This window comes from Acinetobacter halotolerans, from assembly GCF_004208515.1.
Lineage (GTDB): Bacteria > Pseudomonadota > Gammaproteobacteria > Pseudomonadales > Moraxellaceae > Acinetobacter > Acinetobacter halotolerans.
This window is the reverse complement of the sequence record NZ_SGIM01000003.1, coordinates 236,786-251,843: the sequence shown is the minus strand read 5'-3', so window position 1 is coordinate 251,843 and position 15,058 is coordinate 236,786. Positions and strand designations below refer to the sequence as shown.

Below are 15,058 nucleotides of genomic sequence, written 5' to 3'. Positions count from 1 at the left end.
TGTACTAATATAAGGTGTATTGATGAAATTTCAATGAAACTCTATTATTTGAATGTAATTTTACTTCATATTCCATCCATAATAATAGAGAAAAACTTTAGATATCAACAGTTTTTGATGCATGGTATTAAAGAAAAAAATATAGTGTTTTATTGCGATTTTGTGTGATTTACATTGTACTTTTCTATGATTTATCAAATTATCTTTATTGAGTTAGGTTAACATCAGGTGATTTACGGATGACTTTATTTTAACTGTTTGATAAATTAAGCGAATTAAATAAAAATTGGTTCATAAAATGAAATACATAATATTTGGAATAATTTCAATTTTAATATCAGTCAGTGTTTTTGCAAGAGAAACTAACTCAATGCGTTCCTCATATGAGCTTGTAAGTGTAGGGGATAGTGAAAGCGATTTACTTAGAAAAATGGGAAAATCTTATCCAAGATATTTCAAACATAGAGATGGTCGTTATTCATGCAGCGCAACAGAATATGTCTATGAGATTGATATGCAGATCTATACGGTTTGGGTCTGTAATGGAAAGATATTTAAAATTGATGTGAATAGTAAATAATTAAGATTTGAAAGAAAAATTATTCTTACTTTTACATATTGCCATTATTTAACCTTAGAAGCATTGGTAAACGTTAAAGTTGGAGAACCTGATTTTATTGTTAACCCAGTTAATCAGAAAATTATTACAACTAAGGAAGAACAAGAACTTTATCGTATGGTTGAAATTTTAAGAGACAGCTTTGAGCACTGTCGGAATGATGATAATTTTAAGCGCTCTATAAGCTAAGCTAGTACGAAAAAAACCATTCGGCTGAATGGTTTTTCATTTAGGCTGATAATTTCTAAAAACAACTCTTTCTAGCTTAATTTTATTCCAGCGTGATTTTACTCCAAGACTCATACATTTTCACAGCAGCAGAGAAATCACTATTGGGTTCAGCAGTCAAACTTGCAGCCTGAATCAAACTTTGCGTTAAAGCAAGTATAGGCGCAGGAAGTTTTGCTTCATGTACTAGATCTAAAGCAATCCCTGTATCTTTAGCCAGTAAAGGTAGAGCAAAGGTCACAGGGAACTCACGGCTCAGAACACGCTGAGGAAAGATATTTTCGGTCACTAAACTTTTACCGCTAGAAGCATTAATACAATTAAGTGCGGCATCTAAATTGACACCATGCGCTTTTAGTGTAGAAAAACCTTCCGCAACTGACCATAAATTCACGGCGAGCAACATATTATTAATCGCTTTTACCGCAAAACCAGCACCTGAATCACCTACGTGTTGAATCAATTTCCCAACCGCAGCCATCGCAGGGTAAGCACGTTCAAAAGCGTCAGCATTTCCACCCACCATAACCGTTAAAGTCGCATTTTCAGCGCCAACAGTTTGACCACTGACAGGTGCATCTAAGAAATCAACATTTTTTGATTTTAGTTTTTCTGTAAGACGCTGCGCTGCCTCAGGAACACCACTGGTACAATCAATCCAAATCGCCCCAGATTTGATTTCAATACTGTCTATTAAGCTTTCAACGTCACTACTGGTTGGTAAACAAGAAAAAATAATGTCTGCTTGTACTGCCTGTGACAGATCAGCAGCGATGGTTCCATATTCTGTTGCATGTTGTTCAGCCTTACTAAAATTACGATTCCAGACTAAGACTTGATCGAAATGTTTTGGTAAATGTGCTGCCATGCGATAGCCCATCGCGCCTAAACCGATAAATGCAACAGATTGAATCATCGCTTATTCCTTCATTGAAGTTGATCGTTCAGCCAACCATGTGGTTAATGTTGGCCAAAACTCAATTGAACTGTTTTGACTAGACATTAAACCTAAGTGCCCGCCAGGTATAAGAGTAAACGTGACATCTTGACTATTTGTCAACTGGGTAAGCGGAAATGCGGATTCGGAACTAACAAGTTGATCTGATTTTCCAGCACCCACGAGTAAAGAACAATCAATGTTTTTAAGTTCAATGGTTTTATCTTGGAGTGTGATCGCGCCATTTTTTAAGGGATTTTGCAACCAGACATTAAAGAGCATGTCTTGATTCACGCCGCCCGGATAATCAATCATATTGTTTAAGAAATGACTCAGCGTTGCATCTTCTTGAACCAATTTAAGATTATCTAAATTTTTTAATAATTGAATATTGCCATCAATCCAACCTTTAGGGTCAAGTAACTTAAATCCGAGTGAATTTAAGAAACCCGGTGAATGAATCATCAATTTAGGGAGTCGATTGTAGACATAGTCTTTGATTGTGGCATTGCGTGTGGTGATTGATGCCAAGGTTTTATACAGTTTGCCGATATAGCCTGAGGCATAACTGTCTATTGGACTGCCGAGGACAATTAAGTTTTTCACCACACTTGGTTGATGGTGCGCGGTATAAAGCGTGACGAATACTCCCGCCATACTCCATCCATGCAAAGAAATTTTATCTGAGTTGGCATGTTGTTGAATTGCTTCAATACACTTGGGAATGAATCTCTCAATGAAAGATAGAAAATCAACGCGATAGTTTTTATAAGTGAGCTTGCCCCAGTCAATTAAATAAACATCAAATCCAGCTTCTTGAAAATGCTTCACCAAAGAGCGATAGGGATATAAATCGTAAATATCCATATTGATCGCTAGAGGTGCAACAAATACAAGAGGTTCTTTAAAACGTTTGTTCTCTGAAGCGTAAAAGCGGACACGGGTTTGTTTAAACTGAGCAATCACTTGATAGGGGGTTGATTGAGACAACACCAGTTTGTCTGCTTCGAATATGCGCATTGCGAGGTGTTTAAAATTTACTTTTTGTATTTCCACAAGTGATTTCATCTTTTAAAGTCTCATCATGAGTCAAGATTGCGCGAAGTCTAAGCGATAATTTCATCTTATACCTTGACCTTAAATACCTTAGGCGATCAAAATGTTGGCATATATAGATAGGATTTGATAATCCCTTTATGAAAAGCATTTTTATAAAGGGGGATTAGGACCATTGATCATAAGGCATATAAAACCATGAATCCAAGCGATGATTTAGAATATCAACTTGAAACACTCGCCATTCGTACGGGACATAATCGTACTTTTGAAGGTGAACATAGTGAGCCTATTTTTTTAACGTCATCGTTTGTTTGTGAAAGCGCGGCTGATGCTGCTGCTAAATTTTCTGGGCAAATTGCAGGAAATACCTATTCACGCTATACCAACCCAACTGTACAAGCTTTTGAAAAGCGTTTAGCTGTACTTGATGGTGCGGAGCGTGCGGTTGCAACTAGTTCAGGCATGGCGGCTGTACATGCAATCTGTATGGCGTATCTGAAAGCAGGCGATCATGTGATTTGTTCACGTGCTGTTTTTGGTTCAATTATTGCCTTGTTTGAAAAATATGTCGCTAAATTTGCGGTTGAAGTGACTTTTGTAGATCTAGGCGATCTTGACGGCTGGAAACAGGCGATTCAACCAAATACACGTTTACTGTTTATTGAAACGCCGTCTAATCCATTGGCTCAAGTGGGTGATATGCAAGCCATCGCTGATATTGCCCATGCGCATGGTGCATTGTTTGCGGTTGATAACTGTTTCTGCACACCAGTTTTACAACAACCGATTAAGTTTGGTGCTGATTTGATTGTATATTCAGCAACTAAATATATTGATGGCCAAGGTCGAGCTTTAGGCGGTGCAGTGGTGGGAAAACATGATTTACTTGAAGAAGTAAATGGTGTTATTCGTACTTTAGGCAATTCAATGAGCCCGTTTAATGCGTGGATTTTCCTTAAAGGTTTAGAAACGCTCAGTATTCGAATGAAAGCACATTGTGAAAGCGCCCAAAAGCTTGCTGAATGGTTACACCAACACGATAAAGTTGAAAAAGTATACTATGCTGGTTTACCTGATCATCCGGGTCATGAACTTGCGAAAAGACAGCAAAAAGGTTTTGGTGGAGTCGTATCATTTGTTGTGAGAGGTGAACGCCAAGGTGCTTGGACTGTGATTGATAATACTCGGTTTTTATCTATTACCAGTAATTTGGGTGATGTAAAGTCGACAATCACGCATCCAGCAACGACCTCGCATGGTAGAATGTCGGCTGAGGCCAAACAAGCTGCAGGAATTGAAGAAGGTTTAATTCGTGTTTCTGTAGGCTTAGAAGATATTGATGATATTATTCGCGATATATCACGTGGTTTAGATTTAATTTAACGAGAGAGACTTATGAACATTAATATGCTCATGCAGCAAGCTCAACGCATGCAAAAAGACATGGAAGTGAATCTTAAAAAAGCGAAAGAAGAGCTTGCAAATACCGAGGTTCATGCTGAAGCTGGCGGTGGTTTGGTTAAAGTGACTATGACTTGCCGCAATGTCGTTAAGCGTATCGAAATCAGCCCAGAACTATTGCAAGACGAAGCTGACATGATTGAAGACTTAATTGCAGCAGCGATAAACGATGCGGCACGTCAAGTAGAAGTAATTTCTGAAGAAAAACTTCAAAGTGCTAACACAGGCATGGGATTACCACCAGGCTTGTCAGGTTTATTTTAAATCCTTCCATTTTAAAGACTCTTAAACCTCTCTAAATCCTCTTGATTGCAATGTTTTAACTGCTTTTCAGGGGGATTTCTTATGAAACTAACGAGATTTCATTGAGTTACTCTTTTTCAAAGATCGAGTAAGGGAGGGTTTAAGACGAATAGATTTTGAGAACTTATTTGTGTTTAGTGAACGATTTGAACAGTTGGTTCATGCATTACGTATTTTGCCAAGTGTTGGTCCGAAATCAGCCCAGCGTATGGCCTTACATTTATTAATGAAAAATCGTGAAGGCGCATTTGCTTTATCTTATGCCTTGCATGAAGCATCTAGTCATATTCATGAATGTCATATTTGCCACTCTTTAACTGAAAATGAAATCTGTGATATTTGTGCTTCAGTTGAACGTGATGAGCAACTGTTATGTGTGGTTGAATCCCCAGCAGATGTGATGGCAATCGAGCAAAGTGGTAGTTTTAGGGGGAAGTATCATGTATTGGGCGGGCATTTGTCGCCTTTAGATGGTATTGGTCCAGAAGAAATTGGTATTCCATATCTGATCCAACGTTTAAGCGAGGGCAAAATCCAAGAGGTGATTTTGGCCACCAACGCAACGGTTGAAGGTCAGGCTACGGCGCATTATTTGGTAGAGGCCACCAAACATTTGCCAATTCATATGACACGAATCGCGCAAGGCGTACCCCAAGGCGGTGAGTTAGAGTATGTAGATAGTCATACTTTGAGTCAGGCTGTACATAATCGTATGCGGATGAAATAGCAGATTCATCCTATTTTTTTATATTTATTTTAAATTCATGTTGTTAATTTAAACAAATAATTAAATTTTACATTTTGTCTAACATTATTCTAGATCTATTTGCTGGAATTTATGGCACTATTGGCTGGCGAAAAGGATTTTCGTTTTTTGATTAAAAGGAATAGGAGTAATTTCATGTTGAGTATATGGAATACTGATTAATTTTTTGCATTTAATCTCGCATGTACGATGACTGTATTTTGACAGTTTAGTCGCCAATGGTTCTTTTATTATTGTATTTGAGCAAATATGTTTCAATTTATCCAGCAGCAAAACGATTTAGCTGTTCTCCTCTCCCAAATGGAACAATGTTCCACTTACGCACTTGATACTGAATTTATTAAGGTCGATACCCTTTATCCAAAACTTGGGGTATGCCAAATTAATTTAAATGGTCATGTTTCCTTATTAGATGGGGCCACACTCGATTTATCGCATTTTTGGCAAAAAGTATTTAATGCCCAACAAAATATTTTTCATGCGTGTAGTGAAGATATTGATCTGATCTATCACTATGCTGATCAGAAACCATTAAAGAATATTTTTGATACTCAAGTGGCCATGGCATTTCTTGGACATGGACTGCAAGTCAGTTATCAAAATGCGCTCAAGACCTGCTTAAATATTGATATAGAAAAAGATCAAACACGCTCAGACTGGTTGGCTAGACCGCTCACTGAAAAGCAGATGTGTTATGCGGCAAATGATGTGCTGTATTTGGTTCAACTGGCAGATGCATTAAAAAATGATTTACAGCGTCGAGGTCAGTACAACTACGTCCTAGAAGATTGCCAGAATTTAACCAAAGAAATTGCAATGGAAACACCACTTCCAGAGCTTTATACCAATATTGGCAATTATCGTCATACACGCCGTGAGTTGATGCAGTTACAACAATTGAGTATTTGGCGAGATCAAATTACCAAAGCAATGAACCAGCCACGCAGTTTCATTCTGAAAAACACCACCATGCTGGATTTGGTGGAAAAGAACCCACATAATAATTTTCAACTGGCTCAGATTAAAGAAATACGGCCGAATGTGGTGCGTGAGCATGGTCGAACGATTTTAGATTTGTTGAAGTTTTTACCGCCAGAAGATGATTGGCCATTAAAAATGGCTCGACCAGTAAAAAGTAACTCTAAAGAAGTCGCGCCTAAAGTAGATGCGCTGATTGATGATATTGTTATGCAAACAGGAATACCAAAAGAAGTCTTGCTGCGTAAAAAATGGCTGAATGCCATTTATGAACATGTGGTTTTTCATTTGCCTGAGCAAGAGTTACCAAGCTATTTACTTGGGTGGCGTTATGATGTTCTCACAGAACCATTGATTGCATTGTTGCAACAGGACGCTGAATATTTAGCGACGCAAATGAAAATTTCTAGATAAACATGGCAGTCAAAAATCGACTGTTGCGTTAACATTCATTAATGTACCTGTATTTTTTTTCATGTATGCTGTTTAAGGTCTGTTGAGATGATATCTAGACCAACAGCCCCTAAGATTGTTAAGAGTTGTGAGTAAACATGCACTGCGATATTTATAGATCGAGCAAAAAAGACGAAATGTATATGTATATTGCTCGTCCAAACCATTCTGATGGCAAGGAACTCGAAAATCCATTTGAAGGTGTTCCTGAAACAGTTCTACAAGCATTTGGCAAAGCAACTTTTGTGATGCATTTAGAACTCCATGCTGAACGTAAACTTGCACGTGTGAATGTGCTTCATGTTTTAGATTCATTACAGACCAAAGGCTTTTTTATGCAGATGCCGCCAGAAGGGTTAATCAATCCAAATGCGGTAGAACCAGAGGGTTTGCGCGGTGCTTGAAACTTTAACTGCAATATGGGCGAACATTCTTTCAGTACTTGATCAATTTCCTGAAGAGAATGTTGCAATCATTGTATATGTTACGGGAACACTCATTGCATTGTGGTGCTGGTATCGTTTGATGACACGCTTACCAAACCCAATTGGTGGAATATTGTGGATTGTTGCTTTTGCGATTCTTGCAACACCTACGATTTCAGAAGGCCCCAATTCAGCATTAGCACCTGCTATTTTTGGTTTGATTTTTGGTGTGCTCACCCAAGAACATGTTTTAATCTGGTCGAACTTATCATTGATTTTATTTGTCATTGGTACTGGCCTATTGATTGGCTTTTGCTGGTCAAAATACACGGCAAATAAAACTGCACGTTCAGTTTAGGTATACATCCACACATTGTTAAAGATAGAAAAATAAGGTTTTAAAAATGTCTGCTGATACACAACACTTCGCTGGTACAGATCAATATATTGCAACTGATAGCCTGAAACTGGCAGTCAAAGCTGCACGTGCGCTACAAAAACCTTTATTGGTGAAAGGTGAGCCGGGTACAGGTAAAACATTACTTGCTGAACAGGTTGCAGAAAGTCTCGGCTTAAAGCTCATTACTTGGCATATCAAATCAACGACTAAAGCACAGCAAGGTTTGTATGAATATGATGCTGTATCACGATTGCGTGATAGCCAGTTAGGTGATGATCGTGTCTATGACATTAAAAACTATATTAAACCGGGTAAACTATGGGAAGCGTTTACCAGTGAAGAGCGTTGTGTGTTGTTGATTGATGAAATCGACAAAGCAGATATCGAGTTCCCAAATGATTTATTACATGAACTCGATAAAATGTCGTTTTATGTTTACGAAACAGGTGAGACTGTTACCGCGATACAGCGTCCGATCGTGATTATTACTTCGAATAATGAAAAAGAATTGCCTGACGCATTCTTGCGCCGTTGTTTCTTCCATTATATTGAATTCCCTGATGAAGCAACGATGCGTGACATTATCGCGGTTCATTTTCCAAGTATCTCAAATACCTTGGTCAGTGAGGCTTTGCAAGTCTTCTTTAAACTACGTCAAGTTCCAAATTTAAAGAAACCGCCGTCAACTTCAGAACTGATTGATTGGTTAAGTCTATTGATGGCAGATGATATGCCTGAAGATGTATTACGTAATCATGATAAATCTAAAGCCATTCCACCACTATATGGCGCTTTGATTAAAAATGAACAAGATGTACAACTCCTTGAACGTTTAGCCTTTATGTCACGCCGTTAAGAGTGTTTTTCAATGTTTGTTCGATTGTTTTACACCTTACGCAAATATGGGGTGCCAGTCACAACACGTGAACTGATTGATCTCAATCAGGCGGTTGCATCAGGGCTTGTGTTTGCTGATCAAGAACAGTTCTATCAACTGGCTAAAACAGTTTTAGTTAAAGATGAACGCTTCTTTGATAAGTTTGATCGTGCCATGAAAGACTATTTCGATGGCATTGAAACTTTCGATCTAGATGAATTGCTTAAACAAGTTCATAAGCTGCCCAAAGATTGGTTTGATCTGGAGCTATTAGAGAAGCACTTAACTCCTGAGCAACGTGCCGAACTACAAAAAGCAGGTTCCCTAGAAGAACTGATGAAGATGTTGGAAGAGCGTTTACGTGAACAACATAAGAAGCATCAAGGCGGTAATCGCATGGTGGGCACAGGTGGAACTTCACCTTTTGGTGCTTTTGGTGATCATCCTGAAGGTGTGCGTATCGGTGGACCAGGGCGCAAACGCTCAGCAGTCAAGGTTTGGGAACAACGTAAGTACCAAAATCTAGATGATGATCAAGTCTTGGGCACACGCCAAATGCAAATCGCCTTGCGCCGTTTACGCAAGTTTGCGCGTCAAGGTGCTGCTGAAGAGCTGGATGTTGATGGTACGATTCGAGAAACAGCAAAACAGGGCATTTTAGATGTACAGCTTGTTCCTGAACGTCGTAATCGCATCAAAGTACTGATGTTATTTGATGTCGGTGGTTCAATGGATGCTCACATTGCTGAATGTGAAAAACTGTTTAGTGCTGCGAAGTCCGAATTCAAAACCTTAGAATATTTTTATTTCCATAACTGTCTATATGATTATGTTTGGAAAGATAATCATCGCCGAAGTTCAACACGGATGAATACGTGGGATCTATTCCATACCTATGGACGTGACTATCGTGTCATCGTTGTGGGTGATGCAAGTATGGCACCATATGAGTTAAAGTCTGCTGGTGGCTCTGTCGAATACATGAATGAAGAAGCAGGCGAAGTATGGTTAAGACGATTACGCCAACACTTCGACAAAACAGCTTGGCTCAATCCTGAATTGGAAGGCTATTGGCATTACACCCAAACGATTCAATGGATTAAAGAAACTTTTGAAGATCATATGTATCCAATGACTTTGAAAGGTATCGAAGATCTGACGAGATATTTGTCCCGATAAGAATAGAACTCCTCTGGAGAGGAGTTCTATTCCATTCCGATTACTGTCGTGATATAGCCCGTTATCATTAGAATTAAAAGACCTAAACCTATTTCTAAAAGAATGCAATAACGAAGTTGCTTGGCATATTTGGCTTGTTGCAAACGAGGTGTGAAATACAATTTGTTGCAAGCCGCTAAAAGTAAAATACTACAAGCAAGTAGAATCTTGACGATAAAACCTTGTCCGTATGCAGTGTTAATTAGTGCTTTCCAGTCGTGAAAGAATGAGAGTGCAATACTTATTCCGCAGATCAGTAAGACTGCGACTATAAAAATCGCAAAATGACCAAAACGAATCATGCTTTCTTGTAGTGGTTTGCCTGTTAGATTTTGACTGACTAACCAAAGTGGATATAGTGAGCCCATCCATATTGACACTGCTAGTACATGGAGGGAAATGAGAAGTTGCGACAAAGTTCCGAAGTTGGCAACGTGTCCTAGTTTGGCGAAACTGATTAAGATGGGGATAAATAAGATTGAAAATATAAGTTGCCAGATAACGGCAAGATATTTGTGTTTTTGGCTCAATTTAAATAAAAGTAGCCCACACAAGATTACAAAACAGAAGATTCGTAGCAGGTGTACTTGACCTATTGATGTGTGAATCAGAAAATTGAAGTAGAAAGAATCAAATATCCCCAATAGACCAGTATTTGAGAAACTTCCGACTAAAAATAGAAAGCTCAAAATGCTGGATAGCGCGCCTAACATAGTACCCAATGCCATGTATTTTATGAGTTTTATTTTTATTTCAGACACAAGCTTAAGACTGATATAACAAAAAAGCCCACCAATCACAAAGGCTGTACCACAATACAAGCCGAGTTTAGCGATCCATGTAATATATTCCCAGTGATCAAAGAACATATTTTTCCTTCAAATATTTTTATTTTTAAAAAGCCTCTTGATATCTTTTTGTAAAAAGAGGCAGCAACAAAGCATAAAAAACAGGATTTTATTTCGCTTGGATCGTAAAGCGATAGTCTCCTTTCATATGATGACCATCTGCTCCCATAATCATCCATACGATTGTGTATTGGCCTGCTTTGAGTTGCGGAACTGCAATATCAAAGCTCTTTTTATGATCATGGTTGACTTGATAATTTAAAGGAATATCTTTGCCTTTCGCATCAAGTAGCTTGATATTCATCAGCATGACTTCTGCGCCAAAGTTTAAAGTGACTTTCTCTGGCGCTTGTTTGATCATACTATTGTTCGCTGGGGTTGAGCTAAGCAAAGTCGTATGCGCAAAACTATGACCAGTGATCAAAGCTAAACTAAGAAATACAGAGCCTAAAATGGGCTTTTTCATCATCTCATCCTTCAATATTTATCATTTAATACCAGAGTTCAATCATCATTGTAACGGGCGTGTCTCGATGACTAGAAAGTTACATCTCATAATCAAATCATACTGTTGTGTAAATTATAAATATAGTCTAGAACCGTTATTAGTGGCTCAAGCAGTAAGATATCCTGATTTTGTTAAACTTTACTTAAGATCTTCTCTTGTTTTATATCCATCTTCGGCCAATACGAATTTCGTTTTTCTCCTATTTTCTTTTTATAGGATAATGTCATTTCGACTGAGATCATTTTGAATAGCAAATATCTCATATTTTGATTTCTATCACCCCAATTCGTTTAAACAATCACAGTAAAAATGATTTAACCATTAAAAAAAAGACCAAAACACGTTAGAATAAGCCGTTTTGCAATTAGCACTTTTGGAGACGCCTAAGTGGAGCGACCTACAATCAGCCCTGAACATTTACAAGAAGCGGCTGAAAATCTAGTAACCATTCGAGATTTTATTCGTTTTGGTGTAACTGCACTTCGTCAATACGACGCACACTTAGGACAAGGCACAGAAGATTATTTTGCAGAAAGCGCTGCACTGGTTTTGCAAACAATCTCACTTGAGTGGAAAGCTGACCCAGAAATTTTAGATGCTAAATTATTGCCAAGTGAAAAAGCTGAATTCTTGAGCCTATTGGAACGCCGTGTTAATGATCGTATTCCAACATCTTATTTATTGAACCTTGCTTATTTCTTTAACAAACCATTTTATGTAGATGAGCGTGTACTTATTCCTCGTTCGCCAATTGCGGAATTGATTGAACAACGTTTTGCACCTTATTGCTTAGATGAAAGTGGACAGATGCTTGAGGCAATCAATAGTTTGCCTGAAAATAAGAATCCTAAAACACCACAACGTATTTTAGATATGTGTACAGGTTCTGGTTGTATCGCAATTGCACTAGCTTATGCGTTCCCAGAGTCTGAAGTTGATGCAACTGATATTTCAAAAGAAGCATTGGAAGTCGCATCAATTAACGCTGAACATCACGATAAACAATATCAAGTCGCTTTGCTTGAGTCTGATCTATTCGCAAAAATTCCTGCTGAAAACCAATATGACCTGATCATCAGCAATCCACCGTATGTGGATGCAGAAGATATGGCAGATTTACCAGAAGAGTTTTTACATGAGCCAGAGCTCGCATTAGCTGCGGGTCAAGATGGCTTGGATTTAGTCCGTAAAATGTTAGCGCAAGCGGCTGATTATTTAACCGAAGATGGTTTGATCGTTATTGAAGTTGGAAATTCAGAGTGGGCAATGCGCCAGAACTTCAATACCGTTGATTTCCATTGGTTAACTTTCAAAAAAGGCGGTTCAGGTATTTTTGCATTAACAGCTGAACAATGCCGTCGTTATAAAGACGTATTTCAGCAATCCGTTCAAAACTAAGGGGCAAAAGCATGGCAGGGAATAGTATTGGGCAACTCTTTCGAGTGACAACATGTGGAGAATCACATGGTGTTGGCTTAATGGCAATTGTCGATGGTGTGCCGCCAGGTCTTGAACTTTGCGAAGATGATTTGCAGAAAGATTTAGATCGCCGTAAACCGGGGACATCTAAATTTGCCACGCAACGTAAAGAACCTGATCAAGTTGAAATTATTTCAGGTGTCTTCGAAGGTAAAACCACGGGCACACCGATTGGATTATTGATTCGTAATACCGATCAAAAATCTAAAGATTACGGCAACATCGCGCAAACTTTCCGCCCTGGTCATGCTGATTATACCTATACACAAAAATATGGCTTCCGTGACTATCGTGGTGGCGGTCGTTCAAGTGCCCGTGAAACGGCAATGCGTGTTGCAGCAGGTGCGATTGCGAAGAAATATTTGGCTGAAAAGTTTGGTATTAATATTCGCGGACACGTGACTCAAATCGGTAATGAAGTTGCAGAAAAACTAGATTGGGCTGAAGTTCCAAATAATCCGTTTTTCTGTGGAGATATCGATGCAGTTCCACGCTTTGAGCAATTGGTCACTTCTTTACGTGAGCAAGGCACAAGCTGCGGTGCGAAGTTAGAGATCTTGGCTGAAAAAGTACCTGTGGGTTGGGGTGAGCCTGTATTCGATCGTTTGGATGCTGATATTGCCCATGCGATGATGAGCATCAACGCGGTAAAGGGTGTGGAAATTGGTGATGGTTTTGCTGTTGCAGGACAGTTTGGTCATGAAACGCGTGATGAATTGACCACTGACGGTTTTCTTGCTAATCATGCAGGTGGAATTTTAGGTGGGATCTCGAGTGGTCAAACCATCCGTGTCGCCATTGCACTTAAACCGACAGCAAGTATTACCACACCGGGTAAAACGATTAACATTGATCGTGAAAACACTGATGTGTTAACCAAAGGTCGTCATGATCCTTGTGTTGGCGTGCGAGCAACACCAATCGCAGAAGCAATGTTGGCAATTGTACTCATGGATCATTTCTTACGTCATCGCGCACAAAATGCGGATGTCGTACCGCCATTTAAACCAATTGAAGCTTAATATATTTTAAACCCCGTACATAACTTGTTATGTACGGGGTTTTTATTTTTAGAAAATACACAAACAATCAGTTATAACGCCTCAGAAATTATATTTTCAGAAGTTGAAATATGATATTGATTCCGGCCATTACTCTTCGCAACATACAATGCGTGGTCTGCCTGAGCGATAAATCCTGAAAGGCTATCATTTATATGGGGCGTCATGGTAGTTACACCGACACTGATGGTCACATACTTAGAAACGGGACTTTTGGGATGGTTAATATTTATATTACGAACGACATCCATGAGTCTTTGGACTTGTATTAATGCCTGTTCTTGGTCAGTCATTGAAAACAGAAGTAAAAACTCTTCTCCGCCATACCGTGCAGCAAGATCACCACTTCTTGAGGTGAGTGAGCCAAGTGATATTGCAATACGTCTTAAACATTGATCACCCTGTATGTGCCCTAAGGTATCGTTGTATGCCTTAAAGAAATCAATATCAATCATCATGATGGTGATTGGCATTTCATGACGCATTGCGCGTTTCCACTCATTCTCAAGCACTTCATCTAAATAGCGGCGATTTGCTAGACCTGTTAAAGCATCCTGCTGCGATAGAATAGAGAGTTGTTGTGCTTGGCGCATGAGCTCTAATCGATTTAATTCGATCATACAGTTTTGTAAATAATTTTCTCGATGTTGTCGGTCTGTGGCATAGGCGAGGGCCATACCCAAGAAACTACTAAACGTATAAGTTCTATTTAAAAAAGTCCAATCTATTGAACCATTTAGCCATGTACTGGCTGCGACACCCACAAGACCACCACACCAACCAGCAATGATCGCTGTGTAGAAACGCATACCAACAAAACCATAGATAATAACCACTGCATACATCATTGCAGCGTGAAATAACACGTTGTTTTGGCCTTGTTCTAATACGTTGATTAAAGTAAAAGTAATTGCAACAGCACCCGCTGAACCTATGCAGACATAATGATCGAACCATCGATTCATAATCGGGAGAAAAGAAAGCAACCATGCGATTAGGATAATAATACCCACCCACCCATAGTACGAAATCCACTCAAGTCGCATGTCTGGTGGTAATACTTGATAAATACCGAAACTAAGAAACAGATACAGACCTAGAATGATGGGACCACGATAACGAAACTCGTGTGCGGCCTCATTTCTATACTGATCTCGATAGATCGCTTCTAATTCTTTAGGAAACCAAACTAAATTTAGCCCGCGAGATATTAACAAGTCGATTTGTTCTTGTCCCAAGATATTGGAAGCCTTCAACTTCATTTTATCTCTCACCACTCCCAAAGATTTTTTATGTAAGTCAGATATAGGAATTCTTTTTTACTACGTTACACTGAATTAATTAAAATGTGTATTAGATAATCAAAAAAAGTCAATTTTTTGTCACAATGGTTTTTTTATGCTTAAAACTTACACTACTTCAGCGTTTTTAGAGCCTA

The 15,058-nt window shown here is 38.8% G+C and carries 16 protein-coding genes; 11 read left to right on the top strand and 5 right to left on the bottom strand.

All coding sequences use genetic code 11. The annotated features are described in order from the left end of the window. The first annotated feature begins 298 nt into the window (after positions 1 to 298). Positions 299 to 580, top strand: coding sequence for a hypothetical protein (locus EXE30_RS05350; RefSeq protein WP_171457326.1), 282 nt, complete (start codon positions 299 to 301; stop codon positions 578 to 580). A gap of 310 nt (positions 581 to 890) precedes the next feature. On the opposite strand, the gene EXE30_RS05345 is transcribed toward EXE30_RS05350, so the two are convergent. After that, positions 891 to 1,763, bottom strand: coding sequence for an NAD(P)-dependent oxidoreductase (locus EXE30_RS05345; protein WP_130161515.1), 873 nt, complete (start codon positions 1,761 to 1,763; stop codon positions 891 to 893). A gap of 3 nt (positions 1,764 to 1,766) precedes the next feature. Next, on the bottom strand, positions 1,767 to 2,852 hold the full coding sequence (locus tag EXE30_RS05340; protein WP_130161514.1) for an alpha/beta fold hydrolase: 1,086 nt from the start codon (positions 2,850 to 2,852) through the stop codon (positions 1,767 to 1,769). A gap of 186 nt (positions 2,853 to 3,038) precedes the next feature. On the opposite strand from EXE30_RS05340, the gene EXE30_RS05335 reads away from it, so the two are divergent. The 8 genes from EXE30_RS05335 (at position 3,039) to EXE30_RS05300 (ending at position 9,685) form a co-directional block, all read left to right on the top strand. Further along, positions 3,039 to 4,226 carry an O-succinylhomoserine sulfhydrylase gene (locus EXE30_RS05335; protein ID WP_004671054.1) on the top strand — a complete coding sequence of 396 codons (1,188 nt, stop codon included), beginning with the start codon at positions 3,039 to 3,041 and terminating at the stop codon, positions 4,224 to 4,226. 12 nt (positions 4,227 to 4,238) lie between these two features. After that, positions 4,239 to 4,568 (top strand): YbaB/EbfC family nucleoid-associated protein, encoded by a 330-nt coding sequence (locus EXE30_RS05330; protein WP_130161513.1) that lies wholly within the window; start codon positions 4,239 to 4,241, stop codon positions 4,566 to 4,568. Positions 4,569 to 4,737: 169 nt separating this feature from the next. Beyond that, positions 4,738 to 5,334 (top strand): recombination mediator RecR, encoded by a 597-nt coding sequence (gene recR, locus EXE30_RS05325; protein WP_130161512.1) that lies wholly within the window; start codon positions 4,738 to 4,740, stop codon positions 5,332 to 5,334. 288 nt (positions 5,335 to 5,622) lie between these two features. Then, complete coding sequence (locus tag EXE30_RS05320; RefSeq protein WP_130161511.1) at positions 5,623 to 6,765, top strand: ribonuclease D; 1,143 nt, start codon at positions 5,623 to 5,625, stop codon at positions 6,763 to 6,765. Between the two features lie 137 nt (positions 6,766 to 6,902). Next, on the top strand, positions 6,903 to 7,208 hold the full coding sequence (locus EXE30_RS05315; RefSeq protein ID WP_130161510.1) for a YcgL domain-containing protein: 306 nt from the start codon (positions 6,903 to 6,905) through the stop codon (positions 7,206 to 7,208). After that, on the top strand, positions 7,201 to 7,587 hold the full coding sequence (locus tag EXE30_RS05310; RefSeq protein WP_130161509.1) for a hypothetical protein: 387 nt from the start codon (positions 7,201 to 7,203) through the stop codon (positions 7,585 to 7,587). The genes EXE30_RS05315 and EXE30_RS05310 overlap by 8 nt, the downstream gene beginning before the upstream one ends. 46 nt (positions 7,588 to 7,633) lie before the next feature. Beyond that, positions 7,634 to 8,485, top strand: coding sequence for an AAA family ATPase (locus EXE30_RS05305; RefSeq protein WP_005196988.1), 852 nt, complete (start codon positions 7,634 to 7,636; stop codon positions 8,483 to 8,485). 12 nt (positions 8,486 to 8,497) lie between these two features. Continuing rightward, positions 8,498 to 9,685 (top strand): vWA domain-containing protein, encoded by a 1,188-nt coding sequence (locus tag EXE30_RS05300; protein ID WP_004671069.1) that lies wholly within the window; start codon positions 8,498 to 8,500, stop codon positions 9,683 to 9,685. Positions 9,686 to 9,711: 26 nt separating this feature from the next. Here the strand turns inward: EXE30_RS05300 and EXE30_RS05295 are convergent, their stop codons facing one another. Both EXE30_RS05295 and EXE30_RS05290 read right to left on the bottom strand, forming a co-directional pair. Continuing rightward, on the bottom strand, positions 9,712 to 10,593 hold the full coding sequence (locus tag EXE30_RS05295) for a copper resistance D family protein (RefSeq protein ID WP_130161508.1): 882 nt from the start codon (positions 10,591 to 10,593) through the stop codon (positions 9,712 to 9,714). 88 nt (positions 10,594 to 10,681) lie between these two features. Beyond that, the gene (locus tag EXE30_RS05290) at positions 10,682 to 11,038 is read right to left on the bottom strand and encodes a copper resistance CopC family protein (protein WP_228256109.1); all 357 of its coding nucleotides are present in this window, start codon (positions 11,036 to 11,038) and stop codon (positions 10,682 to 10,684) included. Between the two features lie 429 nt (positions 11,039 to 11,467). Here EXE30_RS05290 and prmB point away from each other — a divergent pair, with 429 nt between their 5' ends. Next, on the top strand, positions 11,468 to 12,478 hold the full coding sequence (prmB, locus tag EXE30_RS05285) for a 50S ribosomal protein L3 N(5)-glutamine methyltransferase (RefSeq protein ID WP_004671071.1): 1,011 nt from the start codon (positions 11,468 to 11,470) through the stop codon (positions 12,476 to 12,478). An 11-nt stretch (positions 12,479 to 12,489) separates the two neighbouring features. After that, entirely contained in the window at positions 12,490 to 13,581 is a 1,092-nt protein-coding gene (gene aroC, locus EXE30_RS05280) for a chorismate synthase (RefSeq protein WP_130161506.1), read from the top strand. A 71-nt stretch (positions 13,582 to 13,652) separates the two neighbouring features. Here the strand turns inward: aroC and EXE30_RS05275 are convergent, their stop codons facing one another. After that, positions 13,653 to 14,882 (bottom strand): GGDEF domain-containing protein, encoded by a 1,230-nt coding sequence (locus tag EXE30_RS05275; protein ID WP_130161505.1) that lies wholly within the window; start codon positions 14,880 to 14,882, stop codon positions 13,653 to 13,655. Between the last annotated feature and the right edge of the window lie 176 nt (positions 14,883 to 15,058).

Coding starts and splice junctions, on each gene's coding strand:
- EXE30_RS05335 (WP_004671054.1), top strand. CDS start 3,039: ATGAATCCAAGCGATGATTTAGAATATCAACTTGAAACACTCGCCATT.
- EXE30_RS05340 (WP_130161514.1), bottom strand. CDS start 2,852: ATGAAATCACTTGTGGAAATACAAAAAGTAAATTTTAAACACCTCGCA.
- aroC (WP_130161506.1), top strand. CDS start 12,490: ATGGCAGGGAATAGTATTGGGCAACTCTTTCGAGTGACAACATGTGGA.
- EXE30_RS05320 (WP_130161511.1), top strand. CDS start 5,623: ATGTTTCAATTTATCCAGCAGCAAAACGATTTAGCTGTTCTCCTCTCC.
- EXE30_RS05290 (WP_228256109.1), bottom strand. CDS start 11,038: ATGAAAAAGCCCATTTTAGGCTCTGTATTTCTTAGTTTAGCTTTGATC.
- EXE30_RS05295 (WP_130161508.1), bottom strand. CDS start 10,593: ATGTTCTTTGATCACTGGGAATATATTACATGGATCGCTAAACTCGGC.
- EXE30_RS05275 (WP_130161505.1), bottom strand. CDS start 14,882: ATGAAGTTGAAGGCTTCCAATATCTTGGGACAAGAACAAATCGACTTG.
- EXE30_RS05350 (WP_171457326.1), top strand. CDS start 299: ATGAAATACATAATATTTGGAATAATTTCAATTTTAATATCAGTCAGT.
- EXE30_RS05345 (WP_130161515.1), bottom strand. CDS start 1,763: ATGATTCAATCTGTTGCATTTATCGGTTTAGGCGCGATGGGCTATCGC.
- EXE30_RS05330 (WP_130161513.1), top strand. CDS start 4,239: ATGAACATTAATATGCTCATGCAGCAAGCTCAACGCATGCAAAAAGAC.
- EXE30_RS05305 (WP_005196988.1), top strand. CDS start 7,634: ATGTCTGCTGATACACAACACTTCGCTGGTACAGATCAATATATTGCA.
- EXE30_RS05315 (WP_130161510.1), top strand. CDS start 6,903: ATGCACTGCGATATTTATAGATCGAGCAAAAAAGACGAAATGTATATG.
- EXE30_RS05300 (WP_004671069.1), top strand. CDS start 8,498: ATGTTTGTTCGATTGTTTTACACCTTACGCAAATATGGGGTGCCAGTC.